General features: G+C 56.6%; 37 protein-coding genes. 1 reads left to right on the top strand and 36 read right to left on the bottom strand.

Translation table 11 applies throughout. The features are described 5' to 3' along the window. Nucleotides 1-159: 159 nt before the first annotated feature. From rplQ to creB, 32 genes are all read right to left on the bottom strand, one after another. On the bottom strand, nt 160-552 hold the full coding sequence (rplQ, locus tag AC54AG_RS21805; RefSeq protein WP_034753219.1) for a 50S ribosomal protein L17: 393 nt from the start codon (nt 550-552) through the stop codon (nt 160-162). Between the two features lie 135 nt (nt 553-687). After that, nucleotides 688-1665 carry a DNA-directed RNA polymerase subunit alpha gene (locus tag AC54AG_RS21800; RefSeq protein WP_008444343.1) on the bottom strand — a complete coding sequence of 326 codons (978 nt, stop codon included), beginning with the start codon at nt 1663-1665 and terminating at the stop codon, nt 688-690. 111 nt (nt 1666-1776) lie between these two features. After that, nucleotides 1777-2400, bottom strand: coding sequence for a 30S ribosomal protein S4 (gene rpsD, locus AC54AG_RS21795; RefSeq protein ID WP_010394478.1), 624 nt, complete (start codon nt 2398-2400; stop codon nt 1777-1779). Nucleotides 2401-2658: 258 nt separating this feature from the next. After that, a complete protein-coding gene (gene rpsK, locus AC54AG_RS21790; protein ID WP_010394475.1) occupies nt 2659-3063 on the bottom strand; it encodes a 30S ribosomal protein S11 in 405 nt (134 codons plus the stop codon). 17 nt (nt 3064-3080) lie between these two features. Then, nucleotides 3081-3446, bottom strand: coding sequence for a 30S ribosomal protein S13 (gene rpsM, locus AC54AG_RS21785; RefSeq protein WP_046681666.1), 366 nt, complete (start codon nt 3444-3446; stop codon nt 3081-3083). Nucleotides 3447-3460: 14 nt separating this feature from the next. Further along, a complete protein-coding gene (gene rpmJ, locus AC54AG_RS21780; RefSeq protein ID WP_010394471.1) occupies nt 3461-3574 on the bottom strand; it encodes a 50S ribosomal protein L36 in 114 nt (37 codons plus the stop codon). Between the two features lie 42 nt (nt 3575-3616). Then, the gene (infA, locus tag AC54AG_RS21775) at nt 3617-3835 is read right to left on the bottom strand and encodes a translation initiation factor IF-1 (protein WP_005663428.1); all 219 of its coding nucleotides are present in this window, start codon (nt 3833-3835) and stop codon (nt 3617-3619) included. An 18-nt stretch (nt 3836-3853) separates the two neighbouring features. Further along, complete coding sequence (gene secY, locus AC54AG_RS21770; protein WP_010394438.1) at nt 3854-5188, bottom strand: preprotein translocase subunit SecY; 1335 nt, start codon at nt 5186-5188, stop codon at nt 3854-3856. Nucleotides 5189-5220: 32 nt separating this feature from the next. Then, a complete protein-coding gene (gene rplO, locus AC54AG_RS21765; RefSeq protein ID WP_034753211.1) occupies nt 5221-5652 on the bottom strand; it encodes a 50S ribosomal protein L15 in 432 nt (143 codons plus the stop codon). Between the two features lie 30 nt (nt 5653-5682). Next, on the bottom strand, nt 5683-5862 hold the full coding sequence (gene rpmD / locus AC54AG_RS21760) for a 50S ribosomal protein L30 (protein WP_010394435.1): 180 nt from the start codon (nt 5860-5862) through the stop codon (nt 5683-5685). Nucleotides 5863-5872: 10 nt separating this feature from the next. Further along, entirely contained in the window at nt 5873-6391 is a 519-nt protein-coding gene (gene rpsE / locus AC54AG_RS21755) for a 30S ribosomal protein S5 (RefSeq protein WP_010394433.1), read from the bottom strand. Nucleotides 6392-6400: 9 nt separating this feature from the next. Next, nucleotides 6401-6763 (bottom strand): 50S ribosomal protein L18, encoded by a 363-nt coding sequence (rplR, locus tag AC54AG_RS21750; RefSeq protein ID WP_010394431.1) that lies wholly within the window; start codon nt 6761-6763, stop codon nt 6401-6403. A 13-nt stretch (nt 6764-6776) separates the two neighbouring features. Then, nucleotides 6777-7310 carry a 50S ribosomal protein L6 gene (gene rplF, locus AC54AG_RS21745; protein ID WP_034778281.1) on the bottom strand — a complete coding sequence of 178 codons (534 nt, stop codon included), beginning with the start codon at nt 7308-7310 and terminating at the stop codon, nt 6777-6779. A 10-nt stretch (nt 7311-7320) separates the two neighbouring features. Then, entirely contained in the window at nt 7321-7716 is a 396-nt protein-coding gene (gene rpsH / locus AC54AG_RS21740; RefSeq protein WP_034753208.1) for a 30S ribosomal protein S8, read from the bottom strand. A 14-nt stretch (nt 7717-7730) separates the two neighbouring features. Further along, a complete protein-coding gene (rpsN, locus tag AC54AG_RS21735; protein WP_010394423.1) occupies nt 7731-8036 on the bottom strand; it encodes a 30S ribosomal protein S14 in 306 nt (101 codons plus the stop codon). A gap of 2 nt (nt 8037-8038) precedes the next feature. After that, entirely contained in the window at nt 8039-8578 is a 540-nt protein-coding gene (gene rplE / locus AC54AG_RS21730) for a 50S ribosomal protein L5 (RefSeq protein WP_010394421.1), read from the bottom strand. Nucleotides 8579-8584: 6 nt separating this feature from the next. Next, nucleotides 8585-8899: a 50S ribosomal protein L24 gene (gene rplX, locus AC54AG_RS21725; RefSeq protein WP_034753204.1), complete on the bottom strand. Its 315-nt coding sequence runs from the start codon at nt 8897-8899 to the stop codon at nt 8585-8587. Nucleotides 8900-8908: 9 nt separating this feature from the next. Then, entirely contained in the window at nt 8909-9277 is a 369-nt protein-coding gene (gene rplN / locus AC54AG_RS21720) for a 50S ribosomal protein L14 (RefSeq protein WP_008444317.1), read from the bottom strand. Between the two features lie 253 nt (nt 9278-9530). Continuing rightward, nucleotides 9531-9803, bottom strand: a complete 273-nt coding sequence (gene rpsQ, locus AC54AG_RS21715; protein WP_010394415.1) for a 30S ribosomal protein S17 — start codon at nt 9801-9803, stop codon at nt 9531-9533. Next, entirely contained in the window at nt 9800-9991 is a 192-nt protein-coding gene (rpmC, locus tag AC54AG_RS21710) for a 50S ribosomal protein L29 (RefSeq protein WP_010394412.1), read from the bottom strand. Before rpmC ends, rpsQ begins: the two co-directional genes overlap by 4 nt. A 12-nt stretch (nt 9992-10003) precedes the next feature. Then, on the bottom strand, nt 10004-10423 hold the full coding sequence (rplP, locus tag AC54AG_RS21705) for a 50S ribosomal protein L16 (RefSeq protein ID WP_034753201.1): 420 nt from the start codon (nt 10421-10423) through the stop codon (nt 10004-10006). Nucleotides 10424-10425: 2 nt separating this feature from the next. After that, a complete protein-coding gene (rpsC, locus tag AC54AG_RS21700) occupies nt 10426-11250 on the bottom strand; it encodes a 30S ribosomal protein S3 (protein ID WP_034753199.1) in 825 nt (274 codons plus the stop codon). 9 nt (nt 11251-11259) lie between these two features. Then, complete coding sequence (rplV, locus tag AC54AG_RS21695) at nt 11260-11592, bottom strand: 50S ribosomal protein L22 (RefSeq protein WP_170840583.1); 333 nt, start codon at nt 11590-11592, stop codon at nt 11260-11262. After that, nucleotides 11589-11864 (bottom strand): 30S ribosomal protein S19, encoded by a 276-nt coding sequence (gene rpsS / locus AC54AG_RS21690; RefSeq protein ID WP_008444295.1) that lies wholly within the window; start codon nt 11862-11864, stop codon nt 11589-11591. The genes rplV and rpsS overlap by 4 nt, the downstream gene beginning before the upstream one ends. Nucleotides 11865-11874: 10 nt before the next feature. Further along, nucleotides 11875-12702 (bottom strand): 50S ribosomal protein L2, encoded by an 828-nt coding sequence (rplB, locus tag AC54AG_RS21685; protein ID WP_034753198.1) that lies wholly within the window; start codon nt 12700-12702, stop codon nt 11875-11877. Beyond that, nucleotides 12702-13019: a 50S ribosomal protein L23 gene (rplW, locus tag AC54AG_RS21680; RefSeq protein ID WP_010394398.1), complete on the bottom strand. Its 318-nt coding sequence runs from the start codon at nt 13017-13019 to the stop codon at nt 12702-12704. Before rplW ends, rplB begins: the two co-directional genes overlap by 1 nt. After that, the gene (gene rplD, locus AC54AG_RS21675; protein ID WP_034753197.1) at nt 13016-13636 is read right to left on the bottom strand and encodes a 50S ribosomal protein L4; all 621 of its coding nucleotides are present in this window, start codon (nt 13634-13636) and stop codon (nt 13016-13018) included. The genes rplW and rplD overlap by 4 nt, the downstream gene beginning before the upstream one ends. Nucleotides 13637-13639: 3 nt before the next feature. Next, nucleotides 13640-14296 carry a 50S ribosomal protein L3 gene (gene rplC, locus AC54AG_RS21670; protein ID WP_010394393.1) on the bottom strand — a complete coding sequence of 219 codons (657 nt, stop codon included), beginning with the start codon at nt 14294-14296 and terminating at the stop codon, nt 13640-13642. A 325-nt stretch (nt 14297-14621) separates the two neighbouring features. Continuing rightward, nucleotides 14622-14810: a hypothetical protein gene (locus tag AC54AG_RS21665; RefSeq protein WP_034753196.1), complete on the bottom strand. Its 189-nt coding sequence runs from the start codon at nt 14808-14810 to the stop codon at nt 14622-14624. Between the two features lie 232 nt (nt 14811-15042). Next, nucleotides 15043-16434 (bottom strand): cell envelope integrity protein CreD, encoded by a 1392-nt coding sequence (gene creD, locus AC54AG_RS21660; protein ID WP_496631556.1) that lies wholly within the window; start codon nt 16432-16434, stop codon nt 15043-15045. 86 nt (nt 16435-16520) lie between these two features. Further along, nucleotides 16521-17942 (bottom strand): two-component system sensor histidine kinase CreC, encoded by a 1422-nt coding sequence (gene creC, locus AC54AG_RS21655; RefSeq protein WP_496631555.1) that lies wholly within the window; start codon nt 17940-17942, stop codon nt 16521-16523. Then, nucleotides 17939-18670, bottom strand: a complete 732-nt coding sequence (gene creB / locus AC54AG_RS21650; protein ID WP_338680549.1) for a two-component system response regulator CreB — start codon at nt 18668-18670, stop codon at nt 17939-17941. The genes creC and creB overlap by 4 nt, the downstream gene beginning before the upstream one ends. A gap of 166 nt (nt 18671-18836) precedes the next feature. Here creB and AC54AG_RS21645 point away from each other — a divergent pair, with 166 nt between their 5' ends. Next, complete coding sequence (locus tag AC54AG_RS21645; protein ID WP_496631554.1) at nt 18837-19382, top strand: tetratricopeptide repeat protein; 546 nt, start codon at nt 18837-18839, stop codon at nt 19380-19382. Between the two features lie 21 nt (nt 19383-19403). Here the strand turns inward: AC54AG_RS21645 and AC54AG_RS21640 are convergent, their stop codons facing one another. From AC54AG_RS21640 to AC54AG_RS21625, 4 genes are all read right to left on the bottom strand, one after another. Further along, the gene (locus AC54AG_RS21640; protein WP_046681662.1) at nt 19404-20249 is read right to left on the bottom strand and encodes a DUF817 domain-containing protein; all 846 of its coding nucleotides are present in this window, start codon (nt 20247-20249) and stop codon (nt 19404-19406) included. A 142-nt stretch (nt 20250-20391) separates the two neighbouring features. Then, nucleotides 20392-23199, bottom strand: a complete 2808-nt coding sequence (locus AC54AG_RS21635) for a TonB-dependent receptor plug domain-containing protein (RefSeq protein ID WP_496631553.1) — start codon at nt 23197-23199, stop codon at nt 20392-20394. Nucleotides 23200-23600: 401 nt separating this feature from the next. Next, complete coding sequence (gene rpsJ, locus AC54AG_RS21630; RefSeq protein ID WP_010394389.1) at nt 23601-23918, bottom strand: 30S ribosomal protein S10; 318 nt, start codon at nt 23916-23918, stop codon at nt 23601-23603. A gap of 179 nt (nt 23919-24097) precedes the next feature. Then, the coding region (locus AC54AG_RS21625; RefSeq protein ID WP_479723897.1) for an EF-Tu C-terminal domain-related protein at nt 24098-24252 on the bottom strand (155 nt) is incomplete at its 5' end.

The raw sequence follows: 24252 nt of genomic DNA, 5'->3' as shown, positions 1-24252 counted from the left end.
TCTGCGGCATCAGCTGTGCCATTCAACAAGAGACGCGCGGGGCGTGCAGTGGCTGCAGGGCCGGCGCGAAAGAAGAATAGTACACCGCAGCAAGGATAGCTGCAGCAGAAAACAAAAAAGCCAGGCTAGGCCTGGCTTTTCTTGAAGCGGCTACTGGGATTACTCGCCAGCAACTTCAACTGCTTCGGTCGTATCTGGACGATCCATCAGTTCAACGAACGCCATAGGAGCGTTATCGCCGACGCGGAAACCCATTTTCAGGATACGCACATAACCACCGTTACGGTTGGCGAAACGTGGGCCCAGTTCAGCGAACAGTTTGACGACCATTTCACGGTCGCGCAGGCGGTTGAAGGCCAGACGCTTGTTTGCCAGGGAGTCGGTTTTGCCCAGGGTCAGAATTGGCTCGACAACGCGGCGCAGTTCTTTTGCTTTTGGCAGGGTGGTTTTGATCGCTTCGTGACGCAGCAGCGATACTGTCATGTTGCGCAGCATTGCCAGACGGTGGGACGAGGTACGATTCAGTTTACGGAGGCCGTGACCGTGACGCATGGTAAATCCTTTCGGTAGTGAGTTTAAATCCAGTTCTTCGATCAATGAAACCAGGGTTTCATCGCGGACCGGTTTGGTACTTCAAAAATAAAAGCCTGGGACACCTGTCCCAGGCAGTTTGCTACAAACTTCGAATTACTTTTCCAGGCCGGCAGGCGGCCAGTTTTCCAGCTTCATGCCCAAGGTCAAGCCGCGCGATGCCAGCACTTCCTTGATTTCGTTCAGGGACTTGCGGCCCAGATTTGGCGTTTTCAGCAGTTCGTTTTCCGAACGTTGGATCAGGTCGCCGATGTAGTAGATGTTTTCCGCTTTCAGGCAGTTCGCCGAACGCACGGTCAACTCCAGATCGTCGACTGGACGCAACAGGATAGGATCGACCAGAGGAGCGCGCGATGGCGCTTCGGCGGCGGCTTCTGTGCCTTCCAGAGCGGCGAACACATTCAACTGGTCCACCAGGACGCGGGCCGACTGGCGGATCGCTTCTTCCGGCGAGATCACGCCGTTGGTTTCGATGTTGATGATCAGCTTGTCCAGGTCGGTACGCTGTTCAACGCGGGCCGATTCAACGAAGTACGATACACGGCGCACTGGCGAGAACGACGCATCCAGAATGATGCGGCCGATGGTCTTGTTCGTGTCTTCCGACAGGCGACGCACGTTACCAGGAACGTAGCCGCGGCCTTTTTCAACCTTGATCTGCATGTCCAGCTTGCCACCAGCGGTCAGGTGGGCGATCACGTGGTCAGGGTTGATCAGTTCGACGTCATGCGGCAGGTCGATGTCGGAGGCCAGGATCGCGCCTTCGCCTTCTTTTTTCAGGGTCAGGGTTACCGAATCGCGGTTGTGGACTTTGAAAACCACACCCTTCAAGTTCAGCAACAGATCGACGACGTCTTCTTGCACGCCATCGAGGGAGGAATATTCGTGGACGACGCCAGCGATCGTCACTTCGGTCGGCGCGTAGCCTACCATCGACGACAGCAGAACGCGGCGCAACGCGTTACCCAATGTGTGGCCATAGCCGCGCTCGAACGGTTCCATCACGACCTTGGCGTGACCTGCACCGAGAGCTTCAACATCGATAATACGTGGCTTCAACAAACTGTTTTGCATGAAATGTCCTTTTCAATACCCTCGGCTCATTACACCGATAAGGCTGATGGCATTAGTGAAACGCCCACTTTACAAAAGCAAAGTGGGCGGAGATCTTGCTACTGACTACTATTAACGCGAGTACAGCTCGACGATCAGCGATTCGTTGACGTCGTTAGCGATTTCGTTACGCTCTGGCAGGGACTTGAAGGTACCTTCCATTTTCTTGGCATCAACCGAAACCCAGCTAGGCATACCAACTTGTTCAGCCAGCGACAGTGCTTCAACGATACGCACTTGCTTTTTCGATTTTTCACGAACAGCAACGATGTCGCCAACTTTGACTGCGTACGAAGCGATGTTCACAACGATACCGTTCACGGTGAACGCTTTGTGGCTGACCAATTGACGCGCTTCAGCGCGGGTCGAGCCAAAGCCCATGCGGTAGCAAACGTTGTCCAGACGCGTTTCCAGCAACTTCAACAGCGTTTCGCCGGTGTTGCCTTTACGACGGTCTGCTTCAGCGAAGTAGCGGCGGAATTGACGTTCCAGCACGCCGTACATGCGCTTGACTTTTTGCTTTTCGCGCAGTTGGTTACCGTAGTCCGAGGTGCGGGCGCCGGATTTGACACCGTGCTGGCCTGGCTTGACGTCCAGTTTGCACTTGCTGTCCAGCGAGCGACGTGCGCTCTTCAGGAACAGGTCTGTACCTTCACGGCGGGAAAGTTTTGCTTTAGGTCCGATATAACGTGCCACGATACTTCCTTTTTTTAAATGATAACGCCCCAGCCACATGCATGATCAAACACACTGATGCGGTTAGGCGCTAGTCTGATTTGGTTTCAATCAGACGGTGGCTGAAAACGAAAAACCCGTCAAACAGAATTTGACAGGCAAGAACAGCCGGGCAGTATAACCGTTTCCGGCTCCCTGCTCCAGCGTTTTCACACAACTGTACTGAGTTACAACAGACAGCAAAGCAGCTGGCGCCGAAGCGCCCTCTGCAACACTATCTTAGATACGACGACGTTTCGGTGGACGGCAACCGTTGTGCGGTACCGGCGTCACGTCCTGGATCTCGGTGATCTTGATGCCCAGGTTGTTCAGCGCGCGAACGGCGGATTCACGACCAGGACCTGGGCCCTTGATACGTACTTCCAGGTTCTTTACGCCACACTCAACAGCCACTTTACCAGCGGCTTCCGCGGCGACCTGCGCTGCGAATGGGGTCGATTTACGCGAACCCTTGAAGCCTGCACCGCCGGAGGTAGCCCACGACAAGGCATTGCCTTGACGATCGGTGATGGTAATGATGGTGTTATTGAACGATGCGTGGACATGTGCGATGCCTTCAGCGACGTTCTTTTTAACTTTTTTACGCACGCGTGCTGATGCGGCGTTATTTTGCGACTTAGCCATAATTATTCCCTAGCGGATTATTTTTTCAGCGATTGAGCGGCTTTACGCGGTCCCTTGCGGGTACGTGCGTTCGTACGCGTACGCTGGCCACGGCAAGGCAGACCCTTACGATGACGCATGCCGCGGTAGCAACCCAGATCCATCAAACGCTTGATGTTCATGGACAGTTCACGACGCAGATCGCCTTCGACGATGAATTTACCTACTTCATCGCGCAGCTTTTCCAGTTCGCTGTCATCCAGATCTTTGATCTTTTTGTTGGTTGCTACACCGGTCGATGCACAGATTTTCTCTGCGCGTGGACGGCCCACACCGTAGATGGCCGTCAGGCCGATAACGGTATGCTGATGATTTGGGATATTAACCCCTGCAATACGTGCCATTTGTTATTCCTCGATTAACCTTGACGCTGCTTGTGACGTGGTTCCACGCAGATAACGCGGACTACGCCTTTGCGCTTGATGATCTTGCAGTTGCGGCAGATCCGCTTGACTGATGCGAGAACTTTCATTTTTGGGCTCTTTCTTTCGCTTCTTTGGTTTGATTCAGTGTGTTACTTGGTACGGAACACAATGCGGGCTCGGCTCAGGTCGTACGGCGTTAACTCCACCGTCACCTTGTCTCCAGGGAGAATGCGAATATAGTTCATCCGCATTTTACCTGAAATATGCCCGAGCACCACGTGTCCGTTCTCCAGCTTCACTCGAAATGTTGCATTTGGGAGATTCTCAAGAATCTCGCCCTGCATCTGTATGACGTCGTCTTTTGCCATTCGGTATGTTTACCGCGCTTAACGCGTCGGAATTCCGCCCTTGAAATTTGCTTTGCGCAGCAGTGAATCATATTGCTGCGACATCACGTAGTTCTGTACTTGCGCCATGAAATCCATGGTGACAACTACAATAATCAATAAAGAAGTACCGCCGAAATAGAATGGTACTTTCCACTGGGCTTGCATAAATTCCGGCAATAAACACACCAGGGTGATGTAGACTGCGCCGGCAAGTGTCAAGCGTGTCAGGATCTTGTCGATGTAACGGGCTGTCTGCTCGCCTGGACGAATCCCGGGAATGAACGCACCGCTTTTCTTCAAGTTATCCGCTGTTTCCTTGCTGTTAAAGACCAGCGCTGTATAGAAGAAACAGAAAAACACGATCGCCACTGCGTACAACAGCGCATGGATAGGCTCACCAGGCCCCATCGATGCTGCCAAATCTTTCAAGAACCGCACCGCAGGGTTAGCGTTGTCGGCGCCCTTTGAAAACCAGTCCACGATAGTGGCCGGGAACAAGATGATCGAAGAAGCAAAGATCGGCGGGATCACGCCGGCCATGTTCAGCTTCAACGGCAAATGGCTGGTTTGACCGCCATAAATCTTGTTGCCTACCTGGCGCTTCGCGTAATTGACCAATATTTTGCGCTGACCACGTTCGACGAATACAACGAAGTACGTTACCAGTGCTACCAGGATCACGATGAAAATCGCGCTGAAGCTGCCGATCGAACCATTCGACACCTGAGTGAACAAGCCACCCAACGCCGACGGCAGACCTGCTGCAATCCCGGCAAAAATGATGATCGAGATGCCATTCCCCAAGCCACGCTCGGTAATTTGCTCACCCAACCACATCAAAAACATTGTTCCGGTCAACAAAGTGACGACCGTCACGAAGCGGAATGCAAGACCAGGTTCCAACACCAGACCAGCTTGCGACTCCAGTGCGACTGCAATGCCTAACGCTTGGAACAGTGCCAGGGCAACCGTGAAATACCGGGTGTACTGGGTGATCTTGCGACGACCTGCTTCGCCTTCTTTTTTCAACGCTTCCATCTGCGGTGACACGATCGACAGCAATTGCATGATGATCGAGGCCGAGATATAAGGCATGATACCCAGCGCAAACACTGTAAAACGAGACAAGGCACCGCCCGAGAACATGTTGAACATGCCCAGGACGCCGCCTTCGTGCTCCTTGAACAGCGAGGCTAATTGTGTCGGGTCAATCCCGGGAACCGGGACGTGAGCACCGATACGATAAACCACCAATGCGCCAAGCAAAAACCAGAGCCGTCCCCAAGGGAAACCGGCCGCTGCACTTTTAGCAAGTTGTGGATTAGTCGCCAATTTTCGCTCCGATCAAGCTGTTAGCGGTCAACTCAGGCTACCGAGCCGCCGGCTGCTTCGATGGCTGCTTTCGCGCCAGCGGACACTTTCAAGCCCTTCAAATTCACCGCTTTGGTGATTTCGCCGGACAAGATCACGCGCACGTCACGGGCCAACACGCCCAGAACGCCAGCTTGCTTCAAGACCAGAATGTCGACATCGCCAACAGCCAGGTTGTTCAGATCGGACAGGCGCACTTCAGCTTTGAAGGTTGCGTGCATCGATTTGAAACCGCGCTTAGGCAGACGGCGTTGCAGAGGCATCTGACCGCCTTCGAAACCGACTTTATGAAAGCCGCCCGAACGCGATTTCTGACCTTTGTGACCACGACCCGAGGTTTTACCCAGGCCGGAGCCGATACCGCGACCGACGCGACGCTTGTAGTGCTTAGCGCCTTCGGCTGGTGCAATAGTATTCAATTCCATGATTTGCTCCGTTCGTGTAAGCCCGAAGGCTTACCCGACAACTTTAACGAGATACGATACTTTATTGATCATGCCGCGTACGGATGGGGTGTCTTGCAATTCGGAAACCGAATTTACACGACGCAGACCCAGACCGCGCACGGTAGCGCGATGCGATTCGCGCGTACCGATCAAGCCCTTGACCAATTGCACTTTGACTGTGTTTGTCATTTTGTCCACCTTAAGCCAGAATGTCTTCGACCGACTTGCCGCGTTTGGCAGCGATATCGGAAGCAGTGCTCATTTTCGACAGGCCGTCCAGCGTAGCGCGTACCAGGTTGTATGGGTTGTTCGAACCGGTGGATTTCGCCACCACGTCCGTCACGCCCATCACTTCGAAGATAGCGCGCATTGCGCCACCAGCGATAACGCCAGTACCAGGCTTAGCTGGGTTCATCAGGACCTTGGAGGCGCCGTGACGACCAACAACCGTGTGATGCAAGGTGCCGTTTTTGAGCGGTACTTTGATCAGGTTGCGACGGGCTTCTTCCATTGCCTTCTGCACGCCAACTGGCACTTCTTTCGATTTGCCCTTGCCCATGCCGACGCGGCCATCGCCATCACCAACTACGGTCAGCGCGGCGAAACCCATGATACGACCACCCTTGACCACTTTGGTCACGCGGTTGATCGCGATCATTTTTTCGCGCATGCCATCATCCGGCTTGTCGCTTTGCATTTTTGCTTGCATTTTTGCCATGATTGATCCTTAGAACTTCAGACCGGCTTCGCGTGCGGCTTCTGCCAACGCTTTCACACGGCCGTGGTAACGGAAACCGGAGCGGTCAAACGCAACTTCGGTAATCCCTGCTTTCAACGCTTTTTCAGCGACGCGCTTGCCGATCAAGGCTGCAGCAGCGGCATTGCCGCCTTTGCCGGATTGGCCTGCCAGTTCAGCGCGAACTTCCGCTTCAGCCGTCGAGGCCGAAACCAGGACTTTAGCGTCCGGGCTGATCAGGTTGGCGTAAATGTGCAGGTTGGTGCGATGCACCGACAAGCGATTTACTTTCAATTCCGCAATCTTGATGCGGGTTTGGCGTCCGCGGCGAAGCCGTGATTCTTTCTTATCCATCGTCAGCCCCTAATTACTTCTTCTTGGTTTCTTTAAGCTTAACCACTTCGTCCGCATAGCGAACGCCCTTGCCTTTATAAGGCTCAGGAGCGCGGTAAGCACGAACTTCAGCGGCTACCTGGCCAACCTGTTGACGGTCGATACCTTTAATCAGGATCTCGGTCGGGGTTGGTGTTGCGCAGGTAACGCCAGCTGGCATGTCATGCACTACAGGGTGCGAGAAACCCAGGGACAGATTCAACTTGTCGCCTTGAGCTTGCGCCTTGTAACCCACGCCTACCAGGTTCAGCTTTTTCTCGAAACCCTTGGTGACGCCAACAACCATGTTGTTGACCAGTGCGCGCAGCGTGCCGGACATGGCATTGGCTTCGCGGCTGTCGTTCGCCACGTCGAAACTCAGGGTTCCTGCATTGTTTTCCACTTTGACCTGGCCGGTGAGGGCCTGGGAAAGTACGCCCAGCGGGCCTTTTACGGTGATCGCTTGTGCGGAGATGGCGACTTCGGCGCCAGCTGGCACTACGATAGGCATTTTAGCTACTCGAGACATGTGTAACTCCTTAAGCCACGTAGCAAATAACTTCGCCGCCGACACCGGTAGCGCGTGCTTTGCGGTCAGTCATGACGCCTTGCGGAGTCGACACGATCGCCACACCCAAGCCATTCATCACAACAGGGATCTCGTCTTTACCCTTGTAGACGCGCAGACCCGGACGGGACACGCGCTCCAAGCGCTCAATGACGGGACGGCCAACATAATACTTCAAACCGATTTTCAGTTCCGCTTTGCCACCAGCTTCGGCAACAGCGAAATCTTCAATGTAACCCTCGTCCTTCAGGACGCTGGCAATCGCAATTTTGACTTTCGACGATGGCATGGCCACGGTCGTCTTTTGCACGCCTTGTGCATTGCGAATGCGGGTCAGCATATCGGCGATAGGATCGCTCATACTCATTGCATATTCTCCTATTACCAGCTTGCTTTTGTCATACCCGGAATTTCACCACGCATGGCGAATTCACGGAGCTTGATACGACCCAGACCGAATTTACGGAATGTGCCGCGCGGACGACCAGTGATGGCGCAACGGTTACGTTGACGCGTCGGGTTCGAGTTACGTGGCAGCGCCTGCAGTTTCAGGCGAGCTTCGTAGCGCTCTTCTTCCGATTTCGATTGGTCATCGACGATGGCCTTGAGAGCTTCGCGCTTAGGGGCGAATTTCGCCACCAGGTCAGCACGCTTGATCTCACGATTAATCAGTGACAGTTTGGCCATGATCAGTTCCTGAAAGGGAATTTAAAGGCGGCGAGCAAAGCTTTGGCTTCGTCATCGGTCTTAGCGGTTGTCGTGATGCTGATATTCATACCGCGCAACGCGTCAATCTTGTCGTATTCGATTTCAGGGAAAATGATCTGTTCCTTGACACCGATGTTGTAGTTGCCACGACCATCAAATGCACGGCCGTTCACACCACGGAAATCGCGTACGCGCGGCAGAGCCACGGTAATGAAGCGATCCAGGAACTCGTACATGCGAGCGCCGCGCAGGGTGACCATCGTACCGATCGGGTAACCTTCACGGATTTTGAAGCCTGCGATCGCTTTGCGGGACTTGGTGGTCACTGGCTTCTGGCCGGCGATCTTGGTCAAGTCAGCAACTGCGTGCTCGAGAACTTTTTTATCCGCGATAGCCTCACCAACACCCATGTTCAGGGTGATCTTGGTCAGGCGTGGAACTTCCATTACCGACTTGTAACCAAACTTGCTGGTCAGGTCGGCAACGACTTTTTCTTTATAGAATTCTTGGAGACGTGCCATGATTTCTTAAGCCTTCACTACTTCGCCGGAGGATTTAAAGATGCGAACTTTCTTGCCGTCCACTTCTTTGAAACCCACGCGATCTGCCTTGCCAGTCGCTGCATTAAACAATGCAACGTTGGACACGTGAATTGGCATGGTCTTATCGACGATACCACCAGTTACGCCAGTCATCGGGTTTGGCTTAGTCGCTTTTTTAGCGATGTTAATGCCGTCAACCACGATATGTTCAGCATCGATACGCTGCTGTACCACACCACGTTTGCCCTTGTCTTTCCCGGTCAGAACGATGACTTCGTCGTTTTTACGAATCTTATCCATTACGACTCCTTACAGGACTTCCGGTGCCAGGGACACGATTTTCATGAACTTCTCAGTACGCAGTTCGCGTGTGACAGGTCCAAAAATACGGGTACCGATCGGTTCCAGCTTGGCGTTCAACAGAACGGCGGCGTTGCCGTCGAACTTCACCAGGGAACCGTCTTGGCGGCGAACACCTTTAGCGGTGCGCACAACCACGGCGTTATAAATTTCACCTTTTTTGACACGGCCACGTGGCGCAGCAACCTTAACGGTTACCTTGATCACATCGCCAATGCCAGCATAACGGCGCTTGGAGCCGCCCAATACCTTGATGCACATTACTTCTTTGGCACCGGTATTGTCAGCCACTTCGAGCCGGCTTTCAGTTTGAATCATAGTATTCTCTTTCCCAACTTAAGCCGAAGAATCCACACAATGTAGACCCACGGTCAGTCTTGGTCCCGCCAGAGCCGCCCTGCTGGGCTTCACTGTTTGGGTGCATGACCTTCATACATCAACTGACCGCGAATGCTACTGTCTGTGGCCAGACACTTTGCGGCGTTACATGAACGAAGCCCGCAAGTATTACATACAATTTGCGGGCCTGCAAGTACTAATTAAAACCCACCGCCGAAACGGTGGTTTTTATTTAAACGGTTGGTGCGGCTTGAACCACACGTGTCACCGTCCATGCCTTCGTTTTGGAGATCGGGCGACCTTCCTGGATCTCGACCGTATCACCGGCCTTGACTTGGTTGGTCTCGTCATGCGCGTGATACTTGTTCGAGCGCATGATGATCTTGCCATACAAAGGATGTTTTACGTGGCGCTCGATCAGAACGGTAACGGTCTTGTCCATCTTGTCCGAAACCACTTTACCGATCAGCGTGCGCTTGAGCGACTGTTTCACTGGTTCGTTCATTTGGCTTCCTTCAGATTCATTACCGTCTTCACACGCGCGATATCGCGGCGTACCTTCTTGAGCTGCGAAGTGTTGCTCAGCTGCTGCGTAGCGATTTGCATGCGCAGGCCGAACTGTGCCTTCAACAGGTCATTCAGCTCTTTTTGCAGAGCTGGCTGGTCCTTGCCGCGGAGTTCAGATGCTTTCATATACAACTCCAATTATTGGCCGACTTGGCGGATGACAAACGTCGTCGCCAGTGGCAGTTTAGCGGCGGCAAGACGGAATGCTTCCCGTGCCAGCGCTTCATCAACGCCATCCATTTCGTACAGTACTTTGCCTGGCTGAATTTCAGCGACGTAGTACTCAGGATTACCTTTACCGTTACCCATACGGACTTCAGCCGGTTTGTTCGAAATCGGTTTGTCCGGGAAGATACGGATCCAGATACGGCCACCGCGCTTGATGTGACGCGTCATTGCACGACGCGCCGCTTCAATTTGACGCGCAGTGATACGACCGCGCGCAACTGCCTTCAGACCGAATTCGCCAAACGACACGGCGGTGCCGCGGCTGTGCGAAATACCGGTATTACGGCCTTTCTGCTCTTTACGATACTTTCTGCGTGCTGGTTGCAGCATGATTATTCTCCTGCTTTCTCAGCTGGTGCTGCTGCGGCGGCCGGTTTAGCGGCGGTACGCACACGTGCACCTGGTGCTGTGGATGGTTTCGCACCGGCACCGGCTGGACGTGGACGGCCAGCTGGCTTGCCATCGTCACGGCGTGGGCCGCGGCTTTTCTTCTCGTCAGCTGGGGTATCGATGACTGGTGCATCGCCGTTAGGCGCGCGGTCACCTTTGTATACCCACACCTTGACACCGATGATGCCGTAGGTGGTCGACGCTTCGCTGGTACCGTAGTCGATATCGGCGCGCAGGGTATGCAGAGGCACACGGCCTTCGCGGTACCACTCTTTACGCGCGATTTCGATACCGTTCAGACGGCCGGACGACATGATCTTGATACCGAGAGCACCCAGGCGCATTGCATTTTGCATTGCACGCTTCATGGCGCGGCGGAACATGATCCGTTTTTCCAGCTGCTGAGCGATCGAATCGGCGATCAGTTGCGAGTCGATTTCTGGCTTGCGAATTTCTTCGATGTTCACGTGAACAGGTACGCCCATGATCTTGGTCAGCGCCGACTTCAGTACTTCGATGTCTTCGCCTTTTTTACCAATGACCACGCCTGGACGCGAGCTGTAGATCGTGAAGCGCGCGTTCTTGGCTGGGCGCTCGATAACGATGCGGCCAACGGATGCGTTCTTCAGTTTCTTTTTCAGGTAAGCACGTGCTTTCAAGTCTTCGTTCAGCATGGCAGCGAAATTACCGTTGCCTGCATACCAGCGCGAAGCCCAGTTACGGGTGACCGCCAGACGGAAACCGGTTGGATGAATTTTCTGACCCATCGTGGCTCCTTAGTTACCGACAGTCACGTAAACGTGACAGGATTGTTTCGAAATACGGTCGCCACGGCCTTTTGCACGCGCGGTGAAGCGCTTCAGGACGGGGCCCTTTTCGACGTAGATCGTTTTCACGAACAATTCGTCGATGTCCGCACCATCATTGTGCTCGGCATTCGCAATAGCGGATTCCAGAACGCGTTTGATGATCGCAGCACCTTTTTTCGGGCTGAATTGCAAGATGTTGAGTGCAGCGTCAACTTTCTTGCCACGGATCAGGTCAGCAACCAGGCGGCCCTTTTGGTCCGACAGGCGCACACCTTTGAGGATAGCTTTAGTTTCCATTATTTCTTAGCCTTTTTGTCAGCTGCATGGCCCTTGAACGTACGGGTCAGTGCGAATTCGCCGAGCTTGTGACCAACCATGTTTTCGGAAACATAAACCGGCACGTGCAGCTTGCCGTTATGAACCGCGATCGTCAGGCCGATGAAGTCAGGCATGATTGTCGAACGACGCGACCAGGTTTTGATTGGCTTTTTGTCTTTGGCTGCTTGCGCGGCTTCAACTTTTTTCACCAGGTGGGCGTCACAGAACGGCCCTTTTTTCAATGAACGTGTCATGTGCTACCCCTTATTTCTTGCCGCGGCGCGAGACGATCATGGAAGTAGTACGCTTGTTGCTGCGTGTCTTCTTACCTTTAGTCTGTTGGCCCCAAGGCGAAACTGGATGACGACCAGCTGCTGTTTTACCTTCACCACCACCGTGCGGGTGATCGACAGGGTTCATGACCACACCGCGAACGGTAGGACGAACACCGCGCCAGCGCATCGCACCAGCTTTACCGATTTTACGCAGGCTGTGCTCGGCATTGCCGACTTCACCAACCGTTGCACGGCACTCGATGTGCACGCGACGTACTTCACCCGAGCGCAGACGCACTTGAGCGTAGGTACCTTCACGTGCCATCAGCACAACGCCAGCGCCGGCGGTACGTGCCATTTGGGCACCTTTACCTGGCAGCATTTCGACGCAATGCATCACGGTACCGACTGGGATGTTACGGATTGGCAAGCAGTTACCCGATTTGATCGGTGCTTCCGAACCGTTCATCACGCTGTCGCCAACGGCCATGCCTTTGGTTGCGATGATGTAGTGACGTTCGCCGTCGGCGTAGCACAGCAGAGCGATATTCGCGGTGCGGTTTGGATCGTATTCGATACGTTCCACTTTCGCTGGAATACCATCTTTGGTGCGCTTGAAGTCGATCAAGCGGTAGTGTTGCTTATGACCACCACCGATATGACGGGTGGTGATGTGACCGTTGTTGTTACGACCAGCGGTCTTGGATTTCTTTTCAACCAGGGCAGCGAATGGACGACCCTTGTACAGGTCGGCATTCACCACCTTCACCATGCCGCGACGGCCTGGCGAGGTTGGTTTCATCTTAACGAGTGCCATTATGCAGCCTCCTCGGAGAAGTTGATTTCCTGGCCAGGCTTCAGGCACACGAAAGCACGCTTGGTATGGTTACGACGGCCGTTGAACTTGCCGGTGCGCTTTTGCTTACCTTCGCGGTTTGCAGTTTGCACGGACAGAACTTCAACCTTGAACAGCAGTTCGACCGCTGCCTTGATTTCAGGCTTGGTTGCATCCGGCAGTACGCGGAATACAATTTGCTCGTTCTTTTCCGCGACCATGGTGGCCTTTTCGGAAATCACGGGCGCCAACAGCACCTTCATCAAGCGTTCTTCGCTATGTTTCAAAATCGCGCTCATGCCAGCATCTCCTCAATCTTGGCCAATGCAGCTTTGGTGACCAGGATCTTCTTGTAGAACACCAGGGACATCGGGTCTGCGTGACGTGGCTCAACGACGAGTACGTTAGGCAGGTTGCGCGATGCCAGTTCCAGGTTTTCGTTCAGAACGTCGGTGATGATCAGAACCGAATCAAAGCCCAGGCCGTTCAATTTTTGCGACAGCAGCTTGGTTTTTGGCGCGTCGATCGTCAGATCGTCGATGACGATCAGGCGCTCTTCGCGAGCCAGCTGCGACAGGATCGAGCAGATACCTGCGCGATACATCTTTTTGTTCACTTTGTGGGTGAAGTTTTCGTCAGGCGAGTTCGGGAAAATCCGACCACCGCCGCGCCACAGTGGCGACGACGACATACCAGCACGAGCGCGGCCGGTACCTTTTTGGCGCCATGGCTTTTTCGTCGTGTGGTGAACTTCTTCACGGTCTTTTTGCTTGCGGTTACCACTACGTGCATTCGCTTGATAAGCGATGACGACTTGGTGGATCAGCGCTTCATTGTAGTCACGGCCGAAAATCGTATCGGCTGCAGCAACGTTCGAGGCGGCTTGACCTTGCGCATTCAGAAGCTTGAGTTCCATCGTTTAAGCTCCCTTCTTGGCTTTGGTTTTGATGGCTGGCGAGACAACTACCTGGCCATTTTTCGCACCTGGAATCGCGCCTTTGACCAGCAACAGCTGACGGTCGGCATCGATACGGGCGATCACGAGGTTCTGGATCGTACGGTTAACGTCACCCAGATGACCGGTCATGCGCTTACCAGGGAAAACGCGACCTGGATCTTGTGCCATACCGATGGAACCTGGAACGTTATGCGAACGCGAGTTACCGTGCGTTGCACGGCCAGAAGCGAAGTGGTAACGTTTGATAACGCCTGCATAGCCTTTACCGATGGTAACGCCTTGCACGTCGATCTTTTGACCGACTTCGAACAGGGAAGCAGCGACAACATCGCCAGCTTTCAGTTCAGCGGCTTTGGCAGCGTCGACACGGAACTCTTTCAACAGAGTACCGGCTTCAACACCAGCTTTAGCGTGATGACCAGCAACAGCTTTGGTCACGCGGGAAGCGCGACGTTGACCGAATGCGACCTGAACAGCGGAGTAACCATCTGTTTCAGGGGTTTTGATTTGCGCAACACGGTTGTTCGATACGTCCAACACGGTGACAGGAATCGAATCCCCTTCATCCGTGAAAATGCGCATCATACCAACCTTGCGACCGAGAAGGCCTAGGCTCATTTTTTCTCCATTCCCACCTGCGATTGGGCGGGGCTTGTTTAACTACAAAGTAACGTAGGACTCAAAAAAGACGAATCCATACCGAAGCCGGCTAGTATATAGCACAAAAACCCTTGACGCAACAAGTTAACACGAGGTATGTCAAAGTGTTGCGCGACGCCCCTGCGGGAGTTGTCGGCGCGCCGGAAAAATGCCGCCGCAAGCCAACTTGACGGGCGCAAAGCACGGCGGCATGCGCCCTGGCGGGCAATGGCGGAAACACACAGGGCGCGCAATGGCTTGCGCGCCCTGCCCTGCACTTCCCGGGCGCGACGCCCGAAAAAGCTTATTGCTGGCAGTTGATCAGGCAATGCTGGTACAGATCTTCGCAGATGGGGCTGCCACCGAGGTGCGCCCGGCAATTGGCCACTTTTTGCCCGCACTCGCTATAGCACTGCGTGACATCGCCAGCGGCAAACGCATACGAGGCGCTCAAGCCCAGCGCAAACAGGAAAGCCATCGACTTCTTGATCATATTTCATCTCCGTTTATCAGATGGAAGAACAACCAGGACGACACGCCATCCTCGCACCGCCCCGGGCAGGTGCCGCAGCACCCGCCATTACTTAAAAAGCAATGCCAATAGAATACCGTAAACAATACCAACCAACTACCAATTAATGCCGCCGCCAAATAAAAAGCCAGCCCGGACAGATCACCGTCCGGGCTGGCTGTATGCATGGCGGCGCATGGCGCCTTGCCAGTCCTTACTCTTGCGGCACTCCTTTGCCAATCTGATACCAGTCCACCTTGCGCGTCGCCACCATGATGGCGGCCAGCACGGCGAACAACAGGATGCTGCCCATCACCAGCGCATTGTTTTCCGAGCTCAGCAAGCCATACAGCGCGCCATACAGCAAGGTCAGCGCCACGCCGAAGCCGATGCCGCGCCACGCGTTGTGCAGCACGTGTACCAGATAAAAGCTGGTCAGCACGATACAGGCGGCGCTGGCGATCAGGTAGGCGGCCAGGAAGGCGATGTGCTCGGCCAGGCCCACCAGCAGCAGGAAGAAGATCACCAGCGACAGGCCCACCAGCAGATATTGCACCGGATGGATCGGCAGACTCTTCAGGATTTCAAAGATGAAGAAGGCGGCAAAGGTCAGCGCCACGAACAGCAAGCCATATTTGGTGGCCCGGTCCGATTGCGAGTACACGTTCACCGGTTCGATGAAGCCCACGCTGAAGCGGTCGATCTGGCCCAGCGGCGCATTGTCGGGCACCTTGAATTCGCCCTCGATGGTGCTCAGCTGCGTTTGCGCATTGGTGGCCAGCGACGAGATATTCCACGCCACGTTGAAACCCTGGGCGTCGATCTGGCGGTTCTTCGGCGACGGCAGGAAGCGCCCGCCAAACTGCGGATGGGGCCAGTTCGACTTGATGCTGATCTGGCTGTTCTTGGCCACCGGCACAAAATGCTGGCGTTCGATGCCATCGAGGCCCAGGTCAAAGCTGAATTTCACCTGTTGCGCTTGCGCCAGCGGCATGGCGCCCAGCGGCGCGTGCAGGCCGCTGCGGAAGGCAAACAGGTCGGTGCCCTGCTCGAACTCGATCTTCTGGCCGCCCCAGTCGATTTTCGGGATATTGCGGATGCCGCGCACGTCCTCGATGGACAGGGCCACGAAAGGCGCGCCCAGGGTCACACGCGAGTCCGGCGTTTTGCGCGGCAGCTGGCTGCTGGCCGGCACCGTGAAGTCGCCCTTGAACGCGTGCTGCCCGCTGTAGACCAGCACCTGGTGGATGCCGCGGTAGCGGCGGTCCGTCTCGATGTTGCCGTTGATCTGCAGATCGTTTGGGTAGACGATCAGGCGGCGCTGCACCAGGCGGCGCAGCAACTCGGTGCGCACCGGCAATTTCGCTTCCTTGTCATCGCCCTTGGCCACCTCCACACGCTCTTCATATTGCTCCGTGTAGGGAATCACGAGAATGGGGCCGATGATGGTTTGTTCGCGCACCGAATCGGCGGCGATGCTGTTGACGGCTTCCTGGCGGAATTCCATCCGCTCCTTGATCGTTTCCTGAATCATCAGCAAAGGCAGGCCGATCAGCAACATCAGGCCGAACACGATCAACGCTTTGACTAAGAGGGTTTTTTGCATGGCGCATCCTTGAAGTAAGGCGGCCAGTGTAAAAAAGCTGTATGCGCTGACGATGCAGTCTGTGTGAAGCGGGCAAATAAAGTGCGCTAGGCTAGCGGCAGGCACAGGCGCGCGCAGGCGCCCCCCTCCGCGTGATTGAGCACTTCGACCGTGCCGCCATGCAGCGAGGCGACCTCGCGCACGAAGGGCAAGCCCAGGCCCGTGCTCTTGCCGGCGCTCGGGCGCGGCAGGGAATAAAAACGCTCGAAGACGCGTTCGAGCGCATACGCGGGAATGCCCGCGCCGCGGTCGCGCACGGCAATTTCCACCTGGCTGCCGTGGCGCTGCGCCGTCAGGTCGATGCAGCTGCCCGGCGGCGCAAAGCCGGCGGCGTTGTCGAGCAGGTTGCCCAGCGCCTGGCGCAGCAGCAGGGCGTCCCCGGCCACGCTCGTCTCTTCGGCCTGCAGCTGCACGCGCACGCCGCGCGCCGCCAGGGTGGCGGCCGCGTCCTGCGCCACTTGCGCCAGCAAGGGCCCCAGCGCGATGCGCTCGGGATGATCCAGGCGCTGCTGCTTTTCCACGCGCACGAGGGCCAGCAGCTTGTCGATCAGCTGCCGCTGGCGCGCATTCTGTTCCAGGATACTGGCAAGGAACTGGCGCCGCTCGGCCGGCGGCATGTCTTCCTGCAGCAGCTCGGCCGAGGCCTGGATGGCGGCGATCGGGCTTTTCAATTCATGCGCCAGGGTGTGCATCAGCTGCTCCACATATTCCTTGCCCTCGAGGCGCGTGCGCATCGCCTCCAAGGCCCGCCCCAGAGTACCGATCTCGTTCGTGCCCAGCGCCGGCAGCGCCACCTTGCGCCCCGCTTCCACGTCGCCGATATAGTCCATCAGCTTGCCCAGCGCATGGTGCAGCCACCAGGCGAACGCCAGGCCGATCAGCAGCGACAGCAGCAACAGCACGGCGCCGCGCTGCAATATCTTGCGCTGGCTGCGCTCGACAAACGCTTGCACGCTGGCATTCGGCTTGGCCACCGTCAGCACGCCGATCACCTCATTGCCGTCGCGAATCGGCGCGGCCACGTGCATCACCGTCGACATCTCGTCGTCAGGCCGGCTGCGCGTGCTGCGCGCGCCATACTTGCCCTGCAAGGTCAGATACACGTCATTCCAGCGCGAATAGTCGCGCCCCACGTCGCGCCCGCTGGAATCGAACAGCACGATGCCGTGCCGGTCCGTGATGGTGATGCGGTAATCAAGCGTGCGCTTGCGCACGCCATTGATATTGACGTCCACGCCATGGCGCGCGTAATCCTGCATGCGCTCGGCCACGGGCGACTGCGCCAGCGTGCCCGCCTTCACGTCGGGCGCCACCAGGCTGGCCAGCAGCTGCGAGGTATCGACCAGGGTGTCTTCCAGGGTCGAGCGCACGCCCGGCTTGACCTGCTCCATGAAGACATTCAGCAGGAACCACGCGGCCAGCCCGACGATCAGGAAGTAGCCGAGCAGGATGCGCAGGCCGATCTTCATGCGCCGGCCAGGCTGTAGCCGAGGCCACGGTGGGTGTGGATGGGGTCGACCTGCGCATCGACGGCGCGCAGCTTGGCGCGCAGCGATTTGACGTGCGCGTCGACGGTGCGCTCGAGCGTGTCGGGCGCACCGCTCCACACGCGCTCCATCAGCTGCGCACGCGACAGCACGTGGCCCGGATGCTCGAGCAGGGTTTTCAGCAGCAGGTATTCATAGCGGGTCAGGTCCAGCGGCTGGCCGTGGAACAGCACCCGCGCCTCAAGCGCGCGCAACTCGAAGCGCGCCGGTGCGGTCGCGGCGACAGGCGCGGCTATCGTCATGCCAGTCTCGCGCGGCACCTGAGCGACACCCGCGCGGCGCAGGATGACGCGGATGCGCGCCACCAGTTCGCGCGGCGAAAACGGTTTGGTGACGTAATCGTCAGCGCCGATTTCCAGACCGACGATGCGGTCGATCTCGTCGCTGCGGGCCGTCAGGAAGATCACCGGCACGTCGGAAAACTGGCGCAGCCGGCGGCACACTTCCAGGCCGCTCATGTCGGGCAAGCCCACGTCGAGCACCACGAGAACGGGCATCTGCGCCGCTTCGCCGGGCATGGGGCGCAGCGCGGCCAGGGCGTGCTCGCCCAGCATCACATGGCGCGGCGTAAAGCCGTCCGTGCGCAAGGCATAGGCGATGCTGTCGGCAATCGCCTGTTCATCTTCCACGATCAGGACAGTCTTGGACATGGCGGCGGCACGCATTAATGGACAAGCCCGGAGTATCCCTGAAGCACGCAAGCGGCGTCAATCGCGCGGGCTGGCGAAAAGCCACCCTACCCCAAAAAACTTATAGTATATTTATTACGGCATGACTCCACCGATACACCGTGTTTGACACCCGTCCGAGGAGACTATGAAGACCCATACCATCAGCCTGCTATGCGCCGCCAGCCTGCTGGCCGCCTGCGCGGCACCAGCGACGCTCACCGCCTCCAATGAACAGCAGGATGCCTGCAACGCGGCCGAACTCAAAGGCCAGTTTGGCGAAGCGGAACTGGCTTGCGTACAGGCGCTGCGCAGTGCCGAGCAGGCCGGGGCCAGCGCGGACATCCTCTCGCAGCGCCAGTACAACCTGGGCCGCATCAAGCGCTTGCAGGGCAAGAATGCGGAAGCGGAGCAACTGTACCGGCAAGCCCTGGCCACGGAGGAAGCGGCGCAGCCGCGCAGCGATGCGCGCGTTGGCCGCCGCATGGTGGAACTGGCGTCAGCCCTGGCCGCGCAAGGCAAGTGGCAGGAAGGCACGGGCTATCTGGAACGCGTGCTGCCGCTGCTGCCGAAGCTGTCGCCCGCCTCGCGCACGTATTCGGCGGAAGTGCTGCGCCAATATGCGAAGCAACTGCAAGGCGGCCCGCAAGCGGCGCTGGGCGCGCGCTTCGACGTGGTGGCGGCCAGCTTGTAACAAGCCGTCCCGAAGCCCGGCCTAAGGCTGGGCGACGTGGATGCTGGCCTTGATGTGCTTGAGGTGCGCCACGATGGTGAACGTCATCACCACCAGCAGCGACCATGAACTCCATTTGCTGACGTGCACGACCGACCACGCGCCTAGCTGGTTCGGATAGCGCCACACGCCCCAGAAGGTGCTGATGTTTTCAGCCAGCCAGATGAAGAAGCCGACCAGCACGAAACCGAGCAGCAAGGGCATGCTGCGATCGCGGTCGAGCGGGCGGAACACCACGGTCGTGCGCGCGTACAAGCCCAGCGCGCAGGCAGCCAGATACCAGCGGTAGTCGCCGATGTAGTGGTGAGTAAAGAAGTTGGCGTAGATCAGCAGCGCGATCAGCACCGCCATCCAGTACGGTGGATGGTGGCGGATCCGCATGTCGAGCAGGCGCCAGGTCTGGATGATGTAGCTGCCGACGGCCGCATACATGAAGCCGGAAAACAGGGGCACGCCGAACACCTTGGTGTAGGCGAAGTCGGGATAGCTCCACGATTGGATCGTCCCCGACACCTTGAACACTTCCAGCGCGAAGCCGACCGCATGAAACAGGCAGATGGCTTTCAATTCATCCCACGTCTCCAGCCCGCTCCAAACCATCGCGCCCTGGATCGCCAGCGCCACCAGCAGCAGCACGTCATAGCGCGGCAGGCCGAACAGGCCGGCGCGCGGCACCAGGAAGACGGCGGCAAAAAACAGCCCCACAAACAGGCACGACCTCGCCTCCTTGATGCCGAAATACAAGAATTCGGTCAGGAAGCGCGGCCAGCCGCGCAAGCGCTCACGGGGAGCGGCATTTAATAGATGGGTATCGAGGGCGTTAAGCATGCAGCAACTTTATCGGCCGGCTGCGGCACTGTAAAGCGATATCCCCCATCATCGATGGCGGGGCAAAAAAAACCAGGCACGCGGCCTGGTCTTTGACACACCCGGCATCGCTGCCGGGTGGTGGAGTCTCAACTGACGATGATCAGAGGAAGGTGTAGCTGGCCGATACGCCAATACGACGGAACTGGAACGATTCGGCGTAGCCTCTGCGCCACTGCACTGGTGCGGCCTTGTCGAACAGATTGTCGATGTAAAGGCTCAGACGGGTATTTTTGATACCGCTGAATGACAGGTTGTAATCGACCGTGGTGTTGCTGCCTACGCGCGAGCAAGCATCCATGTTCTCAGCCGAAACCTTGTTGGTAACGCAGTAGGTCGGCGAAGTCTGGCTGTCGTTGCTGAAACCACTGGCGTAGTTCAGGGTCATGCCGTGGTCAAACGAGCCGGCCTTCAGGCTGGCGCGCAGCTTGGCTTTCAGACGCGAACCCATGTCATAGTTACCTGCCAGGTTGGTGTCATAGGCATTGTCGGTCACGCTGAATTCCTGGTATTTCCACAGGTAAGTACCTTCCAGTTTCAGGCGAACCTGGCCGATGCCGGTGTTGAAACGGCCACCCGCATCAAAGTCGAAGCCCGAAGCACGGGTCTTGCCGCTGTTGACATATGGGTTGTACAGCAGGCCGATCGCGCCAACGCCGCCGAAGTTGGTGGTATTGCCAGGTGCGTATTTTTTTACCAGTGCCAGGAATTGCGCATCGGAAGCCGAGTTATCGACACGCACCAGCTGTCCGGCTGGCAGGCCAGCTTCGCCGCGCAGGATATCAGCCACGCCACGGGTACCGATTTCGTCCTTGCGTTCGATATGGTAGTAGTCCAGTGCCACGGTCCAGTTCTTGACCGGTTCGAAAACGAAACCAGCGGTGATCGAACGCGAGGTTTCCGGTTTCAGGTCCTTGTTCGCCGACACGAAGCTAGGCACGCCGCCTTTGCAATCACTGTTCTGGAAGGTATTGCCCTGAGCCTTGTCGACGCTGGTGGCGGCCGGATTGTTCTGCACCAGCTTGTTCAAGGCACTGGCGGTTGCGCAACGACGTGGATCGCTGACATCGGTGGCAAACGAGCTGCGGCCCAGGCCGTTACCGGTTTCAACGATGTTAGGCGCACGGAAGCCGCCAGCGGCCGTGGCGCGCAGCAACAGAGTGTCGGTGGCGTTGACGCGCAAGCCGAGCTTTGGCGAGAAGTGCACGTCGCTGTTGGTGGACTTGTCGGCACGCACTGCGGCACTCACTTCCACACGCTTGACCACCGGGATGGTCGCTTCGGCGAACAGCGCGTAGTGATCCATGGTGTCTTTGACTTGCAGGCCGGCGATGCCGACCAGGTCGCCACTCAGCACGTTGTCCGAGCTGGCCATTTCATACTTTTCGCGACGAATGTCGGTACCGAACGCCACGCTCAAAGGACCGGCTGGCAATTGCGCCACTTCACCGGACACGGTCGCGTCGACGAAGGTGATTTTCGATTCACCCTTGGTGGTACGTACCGGGAACATCGACTCCAGCAGCGCGGCATCGTTTTGCTGGCCGAACTTGTAGGTGCCGTTGACGATGGCATTGGTGTAACCAGTAGCGCTCACGGCACGGGTGGCCTTGTTGGCTTTCGAGTTCATGTAGCCGACGGCGGATTTCCAATCGAAATTACCGATGTCGCCGTTCAGACTCAGCATGACGCGCGTCTGATCGGATTCAGTGCGGTTGAAGTTGAAGCCGTCGCCGGTGTCCATCATGCGGGCGCGGTATTCCACCGGTACGCCGTAAGGGTTGTTGGCGTGGCCAACAGGTAATTTTGGATAGAAGTATGGACCAACCATCTTACCGTTGATCGCGTCGTACCAGGTGCTCGACGACGTGGTGGCGCTGCCATTGCTGACGTTGAACGGAGCAACGATATAATCGTTGCTGGCGCCGGCATTAGTGATCTCGAAGTTGGCGTCGATGCTCTTGCCAATGCGGAAGTGCGTGTTGCTGGCCAGCGCATAGCGCTTGGCATTGGTGGTCAAGCCCGTGTACGGCAAGATATCCATCTTGCACAGCTTGTCCTTGGCATCGATCTTGTCGGCCGGGCAGCCTGGCGCGGCAACGATGTTCGTGCTGCTCAGGAAGTAGTTGCCGGTTGGCGAGAACGCGCTCATGGCGTCCCAGGTCGAACGGCCCGGGGTCTGGCGGTGCCATTCAGGGTAGTGGCCGCGCAGGTCGCCAGCGGTGTAACCGTCGTTCTTGTAGGATTCGTACGTCAGGTAGGTGTTGAAACCATCCTTGTCGATATCGCCGTAACCGACGATGCCCGACACGTTGCGGCTGCGCTGGTCTTTGAAACGGTCCGTTTCCTTGTAGTTGCCAGTGATCTTGGCGCCTTCGAAGTTTTTCAGCAGGATGATGTTGATCACGCCAGCGATGGCGTCGGAACCGTAGATTGCCGATGCGCCATCTTTCAGGATTTCGATGCGCTCGATGGCGGCAGCCGGGATCGCGTCCAGGTTGGTGAAATTCTGTTGTGCGCCATCGGCCAGGCCGTATTGTGCAATGCGGCGGCCGTTGACCAGCACCAGGGTCGCGACCTTGCCCAGGCCGCGCATGCCCACGCCCGAGGAACCCGTGGCGAAGCTGCCGGAGCTGCTGCTCGACGAATCAATCGAGGTGCTGATGGCGGAGGAGGAACTCAAGATGCCCAGCGCCGTGGTCTGGCCGGTGCGCTCGATGTCATCGCGGGTCAGCACTTGCAGTGCGCCAGCTGTTTCAGCTTCGGTGCGCTTGATGCTGCTGCCGGTGACTTCGACGCGTTGCAGCTTTTCTGCAGGTGCGGCAGCTTCTTGTGCCACAGCGTATTGGGAGAAGGCCAGTGTCAATGCTATTGCAAGGGTGCTTTTCTTCAAACGGGAGGTATTGCTCATCACTGTACTTTTCAAAACTACTCCTCAAATATTGTTTTCGTTTTATAAATCGATGCGTTGCACTGATCATTTTTGTAAAATAATCACACATTCTCACGCATGTTACAAATTTCTCACATTCGACGCGCACGCGAAAGAAAACAATTAACAATTGTTGTTTTAACCCCACTTTATAGACCGAGCTCTTTGCTGGAATCAAGCTGGCGCGCATTGTGCTGGCAGGCAATCCCGGTGAGAGAGGTGAAAAGAAGAAAATGGGATGGAGTAGGATGAAGACAGGACGGAAGCCCCCGCCAAAGGCATGGCACCAATGACAATGGGGCCGGGCGCACTCACGATCGTGAGCAGGCCCGGCCCCATCATCAGGCGGCGGGATACCCCGCCGGCCTTCTTAAAACCGATTATTGCAGTTTGATTTCGACATCAACACCAGCTGGCAGGTCCAGCTTCATCAGCGCGTCAACGGTTTTGTCCGTTGGGTCAACGATGTCCATCAGGCGTTGGTGCGTACGGATCTCGAACTGATCGCGCGAAGTTTTGTTGACGTGCGGGGAACGCAGCACATCGAAACGTTGAATACGGGTAGGCAGTGGTACTGGGCCTTTGACGACAGCGCCGGTGCGCTTCGCGGTTTCAACGATTTCCAGAGCGGACTGGTCGATCAGTTTGTAATCGAAAGCCTTCAGGCGGATACGGATTTTTTGGTTTGGTGCCGACATGATATTTCCTTAAAAGAACGAACCGCGCGGTTTGCACGGCAATGAGGTCATACGGGAATTTCTGACGCAACAACCGTCAGGGTCGACATGATAGCACCAAAATGCTTGCCAACCCCGGCAGTTGAATAAAAAGAAGGGCGCCGGGCGACGACGCGTCTTCTTTTATGCAGGCTTAAGAATTAAGCCAGGATTTTTGCAACAACACCAGCGCCGACGGTACGGCCGCCTTCGCGGATAGCGAAGCGCAGACCTTCTTCCATCGCGATCGGGTTGATCAGCTTGACGGTGATCGACACGTTATCGCCTGGCATGACCATTTCTTTGTCTGCTGGCA

It is taken from the genome of Janthinobacterium sp. BCJ23, assembly GCF_059617945.1.
This window is presented reverse-complemented; position numbering and strand designations above follow the sequence as displayed.

What these genes read in the sequence shown, in the direction of transcription:
- rplQ (WP_034753219.1), bottom strand. Translation starts at nt 552, where the DNA reads ATGCGTCACGGTCACGGCCTCCGTAAACTGAATCGTACCTCGTCCCAC.
- AC54AG_RS21800 (WP_008444343.1), bottom strand. Translation starts at nt 1,665, where the DNA reads ATGCAAAACAGTTTGTTGAAGCCACGTATTATCGATGTTGAAGCTCTC.
- rpsK (WP_010394475.1), bottom strand. Translation starts at nt 3,063, where the DNA reads ATGGCTAAGTCGCAAAATAACGCCGCATCAGCACGCGTGCGTAAAAAA.
- rpsM (WP_046681666.1), bottom strand. Translation starts at nt 3,446, where the DNA reads ATGGCACGTATTGCAGGGGTTAATATCCCAAATCATCAGCATACCGTT.
- rpmJ (WP_010394471.1), bottom strand. Translation starts at nt 3,574, where the DNA reads ATGAAAGTTCTCGCATCAGTCAAGCGGATCTGCCGCAACTGCAAGATC.
- infA (WP_005663428.1), bottom strand. Translation starts at nt 3,835, where the DNA reads ATGGCAAAAGACGACGTCATACAGATGCAGGGCGAGATTCTTGAGAAT.
- rplO (WP_034753211.1), bottom strand. Translation starts at nt 5,652, where the DNA reads ATGGAATTGAATACTATTGCACCAGCCGAAGGCGCTAAGCACTACAAG.
- rpmD (WP_010394435.1), bottom strand. Translation starts at nt 5,862, where the DNA reads ATGACAAACACAGTCAAAGTGCAATTGGTCAAGGGCTTGATCGGTACG.
- rpsE (WP_010394433.1), bottom strand. Translation starts at nt 6,391, where the DNA reads ATGGCAAAAATGCAAGCAAAAATGCAAAGCGACAAGCCGGATGATGGC.
- rplR (WP_010394431.1), bottom strand. Translation starts at nt 6,763, where the DNA reads ATGGATAAGAAAGAATCACGGCTTCGCCGCGGACGCCAAACCCGCATC.
- rplF (WP_034778281.1), bottom strand. Translation starts at nt 7,310, where the DNA reads ATGTCTCGAGTAGCTAAAATGCCTATCGTAGTGCCAGCTGGCGCCGAA.
- rpsH (WP_034753208.1), bottom strand. Translation starts at nt 7,716, where the DNA reads ATGAGTATGAGCGATCCTATCGCCGATATGCTGACCCGCATTCGCAAT.
- rpsN (WP_010394423.1), bottom strand. Translation starts at nt 8,036, where the DNA reads ATGGCCAAACTGTCACTGATTAATCGTGAGATCAAGCGTGCTGACCTG.
- rplE (WP_010394421.1), bottom strand. Translation starts at nt 8,578, where the DNA reads ATGGCACGTCTCCAAGAATTCTATAAAGAAAAAGTCGTTGCCGACCTG.
- rplX (WP_034753204.1), bottom strand. Translation starts at nt 8,899, where the DNA reads ATGGATAAGATTCGTAAAAACGACGAAGTCATCGTTCTGACCGGGAAA.
- rplN (WP_008444317.1), bottom strand. Translation starts at nt 9,277, where the DNA reads ATGATTCAAACTGAAAGCCGGCTCGAAGTGGCTGACAATACCGGTGCC.
- rpsQ (WP_010394415.1), bottom strand. Translation starts at nt 9,803, where the DNA reads ATGAACGAACCAGTGAAACAGTCGCTCAAGCGCACGCTGATCGGTAAA.
- rpmC (WP_010394412.1), bottom strand. Translation starts at nt 9,991, where the DNA reads ATGAAAGCATCTGAACTCCGCGGCAAGGACCAGCCAGCTCTGCAAAAA.
- rplP (WP_034753201.1), bottom strand. Translation starts at nt 10,423, where the DNA reads ATGCTGCAACCAGCACGCAGAAAGTATCGTAAAGAGCAGAAAGGCCGT.
- rpsC (WP_034753199.1), bottom strand. Translation starts at nt 11,250, where the DNA reads ATGGGTCAGAAAATTCATCCAACCGGTTTCCGTCTGGCGGTCACCCGT.
- rpsS (WP_008444295.1), bottom strand. Translation starts at nt 11,864, where the DNA reads ATGACACGTTCATTGAAAAAAGGGCCGTTCTGTGACGCCCACCTGGTG.
- rplB (WP_034753198.1), bottom strand. Translation starts at nt 12,702, where the DNA reads ATGGCACTCGTTAAGATGAAACCAACCTCGCCAGGCCGTCGCGGCATG.
- rplW (WP_010394398.1), bottom strand. Translation starts at nt 13,019, where the DNA reads ATGAGCGCGATTTTGAAACATAGCGAAGAACGCTTGATGAAGGTGCTG.
- rplD (WP_034753197.1), bottom strand. Translation starts at nt 13,636, where the DNA reads ATGGAACTCAAGCTTCTGAATGCGCAAGGTCAAGCCGCCTCGAACGTT.
- rplC (WP_010394393.1), bottom strand. Translation starts at nt 14,296, where the DNA reads ATGAGCCTAGGCCTTCTCGGTCGCAAGGTTGGTATGATGCGCATTTTC.
- AC54AG_RS21665 (WP_034753196.1), bottom strand. Translation starts at nt 14,810, where the DNA reads ATGATCAAGAAGTCGATGGCTTTCCTGTTTGCGCTGGGCTTGAGCGCC.
- creD (WP_496631556.1), bottom strand. Translation starts at nt 16,434, where the DNA reads ATGCAAAAAACCCTCTTAGTCAAAGCGTTGATCGTGTTCGGCCTGATG.
- creC (WP_496631555.1), bottom strand. Translation starts at nt 17,942, where the DNA reads ATGAAGATCGGCCTGCGCATCCTGCTCGGCTACTTCCTGATCGTCGGG.
- creB (WP_338680549.1), bottom strand. Translation starts at nt 18,670, where the DNA reads ATGTCCAAGACTGTCCTGATCGTGGAAGATGAACAGGCGATTGCCGAC.
- AC54AG_RS21645 (WP_496631554.1), top strand. Translation starts at nt 18,837, where the DNA reads ATGAAGACCCATACCATCAGCCTGCTATGCGCCGCCAGCCTGCTGGCC.
- AC54AG_RS21640 (WP_046681662.1), bottom strand. Translation starts at nt 20,249, where the DNA reads ATGCTTAACGCCCTCGATACCCATCTATTAAATGCCGCTCCCCGTGAG.
- AC54AG_RS21635 (WP_496631553.1), bottom strand. Translation starts at nt 23,199, where the DNA reads ATGAGCAATACCTCCCGTTTGAAGAAAAGCACCCTTGCAATAGCATTG.
- rpsJ (WP_010394389.1), bottom strand. Translation starts at nt 23,918, where the DNA reads ATGTCGGCACCAAACCAAAAAATCCGTATCCGCCTGAAGGCTTTCGAT.